The organism is Bradyrhizobium oropedii (assembly GCF_020889685.1).
In the GTDB taxonomy this organism is placed as follows: Bacteria; Pseudomonadota; Alphaproteobacteria; order Rhizobiales; family Xanthobacteraceae; genus Bradyrhizobium; species Bradyrhizobium oropedii.
In genome coordinates this window covers 1-3,324 of record NZ_JACMYO010000352.1, presented here as the reverse complement: position 1 = coordinate 3,324, position 3,324 = coordinate 1, and the positions used below count along the sequence as shown (strand labels likewise).

The window sequence follows — 3,324 nt, the reverse complement described above, 5'->3', positions numbered from 1 at the left end:
GCCTCCGCAAACGCAGCTCGTATTCGCTGAAGCAGCCCCTCACCCCAACCCTCTCCCCGTAAGAACGGGGAGAGGGAGCGCAGCACCGTCCCGACTTGAGAAGTGTGCGGACGCCTCCGGCGGATCACGCTTCGAGCGCGCCCTCCGCACGAATACGGAGTCAATTCGCGTAAAATCCACATCGCCGGCCGCATTTTTTCACAGCGGATTCTGCGTTCACGGTCTGGACTCTTACTCGCCGAGTCCCGTTGGGATTATTCTGGATTGATTCGAGCGCGACGGGGGGTCTTCGTCGGGCTGTCGGGTCCTGCTTGGGCATGATCCCCGGACAAACGGCATACGTTTGCCGTGAGGGAACACCGGTCTCCTCTTTTCCGGATCATGCCTTAAGGTTTGTGCGTTCTGGGGCAACATATGTCGGGCGTAGTCGCGGCAATGCGTCGAACCCTGCTGTCATGCACCTCACTGGCGCGCGACGGCATGCTTGGGCTCGCCATCACCGCATTGCTGCCGGCCCGCAATTCGTTTGCCGCCGAAAGCCTGGTGGCCCAGGCGCTGTCGGATCATCTCGGCTTCAACCACCAGGAGATCGCGGTTCTCGCGACGTCGTTCGCGCTGGTCGGCTTCTCCGCCGTGGCCGCGATCCTGTTGATGCGCACCCGTTTGCGGGCGACGAGGGCCGAGGAGCAGCTGCAATCCGAGATCACCGATCTGCAAGCGCAATCGGACCGGCTGCGCGCGCTGCTGTTCGTCGAGCCGCAGGTCCTGATTTCCTGGGCCGCGGGCGACAACCGGCCGCAGATCTCCGGCGACATCTCGCTGGTGATGTCGCAGGAAAGCTCGCCGCAACGCGTCCTCGCCTTCGGAACCTGGCTGCCGCCCGAGCCGGCGTTGCAGATGGACCACGCCGTCGACGCGCTGCGCGAAAAGGGCGAGGCGTTCCTGCTCAACCTCTCGACCTCGGCTGGCCGTGCCATCGAGGCGATGGGCCGCGCGATCGGGGGACAAGCCATCGTGCGGATCCGCGAGCTCGGCGGCCTGCGCCGCGAGCTTGCCGAGTCCAACCTGCGCTACAAGGCGCTGCAGGAGGAGACCGAGCTGCTGCGCGATTTTGCCGCCGCCGCGCCATGGCCGATCTGGGCCAAGAGCCTCGAGGGCAATCTGCGCTATGCCAACGCGGCCTATGTCCGCGCCACCGAGGGCAAGAGCGTGTCGGACGCGCTCCAGCGCAATCTCGAACTGCTCGAAAGCGACCAGCGCACCGAACTGACCCGCGCGCTGAACGACAATGCCAATTATGCCGCGCGGCTGCCGATCGTGGTCAGCGGCGAGCGGCGGATCTACGACGTGCAGGCGCTGAAGCTCTCCGGCGGCAGCGCCGGGATCGCGATCGACGCCAGCGAGGCCGCGGCGCTGCGCGCGGCGATCGCGCGGATGATCGAAGCGCACCGGCGTACCCTCGACCAATTGTCCTCGGGCGTCGCGGTGTTCGATGCCGACCGGCGGCTCACCTTCTACAACGAATCCTATCGGCGGCTGTGGGGCCTCGACCAGGCCTTCCTCGACAGCAATCCCGACGATTCCAGCGTGCTCGACCGGCTGCGCGCCAACCGCAAGCTGCCCGAGCAGCCGGATTTCCGTGCCTGGAAGGCCAAGCTGCACGAGGCCTATCGCGCGGTCGAAGCCGAGACCTACACCTGGTTCCTGCCCGACGGCCGCGCCATCAGCGTCGTCACCACGCCGAACCTCGAAGGCGGCGTCACCTATCTGTTCGACAATGTTACCGAGAGCCTCGACCTCGCCCGCCGCTATGACCGCCTGACGCGGGTGCAGCGCGAGACCCTGGACAATCTCAGCGAAGCGGTCGCAGTGTTCGGCAGCAACGGCCGCGCCGAATTGTTCAACCCGCCCTTCGCCAAGATGTGGAAGCTGCCGGCCGACGCGCTGCAGGGCGAGCCGCACATCGAGGCGGTGGAAGCATTGTGCAGGCCGCTGTTCGACGACGCCCTGACCTGGCGGACGCTGCGCGAGCAGATCACCGCGATCGAGAACCGCGCCCAGGTCGCGCTCAAGCTCGAGCGCAAGGACGGCAGCGTTCTGAATTGCATGACCATCCCGCTGCCCGACGGCAAGACCTTGCTGGCCTTCCAGGACATCTCGGACACCGAGAATGTCGAGCGGGCACTGCGCGAGCGCAACGAGGCGCTGGAAACCGCCGACCAGATGAAGGTGGATTTCGTCCACCACGTCTCCTACGAGCTGCGCGCACCGCTCACCACCATCATCGGCTTCGCGCATTTCCTCAGCGATCCCTCGACCGGGCCGCTGACGCCGAAGCAGGCCGAATATCTCGACTACGTCACCAAATCGACCAACGCGCTGCTGGCGCTGACCAACAACATTCTCGACCTCGCCACCATCGACGCCGGTGCGATGAAGCTCGAGCTCGGCCCGGTCAATATCGGCCAGGCGATCGACGCCGCTGCGGAAGGCATCCAGGATCGCCTCGCGACCGACCGGATCACGCTCAAGGTCGATATCGAGCCCAATATCGGCGCCTTCGTCGGCGACGAGCGGCGCGTCGTGCAGGTGCTCTACAATCTGCTCGCCAACGCCGTCGGCTTCTCCCCGCATGACGCCACCGTCACGATCAGCGCGCACCGCACCGAGCACAGCGTGGTGTTCGCGGTGACCGATGCCGGCCCCGGCATTCCGGCCGACATGCGCGACAAGGTGTTCAACTGGTTCGAGAGCCATTCCCATGGCTCGCGGCATCGCGGCGCCGGGCTCGGCCTGTCGCTGGTCCGCTCCTTCGTCGAACTGCATGGCGGACGGGTGCGCGTCGATTCGACCGTAGGCCGCGGCACGACCGTGACCTGCGACTTCCCGATCGACCAGACCGCACATCGCAACGCCGCAGAATGACGGCGACCTCGACATTCTCGGTGGCGCTCGCGAACGAAACCGCGACGTCAGAGCTGATGGCCGACCTGGCGCTCCTGATCGGCGCCGGCGACGTCATCACGCTGTCGGGCGACCTCGGCGCCGGCAAGACCGCGGCCGCCCGCGCGCTGATCCGCTACCTCGCCGCCGACGATGCGCTGGAGGTGCCGAGCCCGACCTTCACGCTGGCGCAGAGCTACGAGCTGCCGTCGTTTCCGCTCGTCCACGCCGACCTCTACCGCATCAACGATGCCAGCGAGCTCGAGGAGATCGGGCTGTCGCCGCTGCCCGACGATATCGTGGCGCTGATCGAATGGCCGGAACGTGCGCCCGGCGCGATGCCCGCCGACCGCATCGACATCGCGTTCAGCCACCGCCCGG

2 protein-coding genes are annotated in these 3,324 nt (G+C 66.5%); both read left to right on the top strand.

The window, feature by feature from the left end; genetic code table 11:
- Nucleotides 1-414: 414 nt before the first annotated feature.
- On the top strand, nucleotides 415-2,925 hold the full coding sequence (locus tag H8A95_RS42190; RefSeq protein ID WP_229188333.1) for a sensor histidine kinase: 2,511 nt from the start codon (nucleotides 415-417) through the stop codon (nucleotides 2,923-2,925).
- Nucleotides 2,922-3,324: tRNA (adenosine(37)-N6)-threonylcarbamoyltransferase complex ATPase subunit type 1 TsaE (gene tsaE / locus H8A95_RS42185; RefSeq protein ID WP_229188332.1), on the top strand; the 403-nt coding region annotated here is incomplete at its 3' end. The genes H8A95_RS42190 and tsaE, both read left to right, overlap by 4 nt.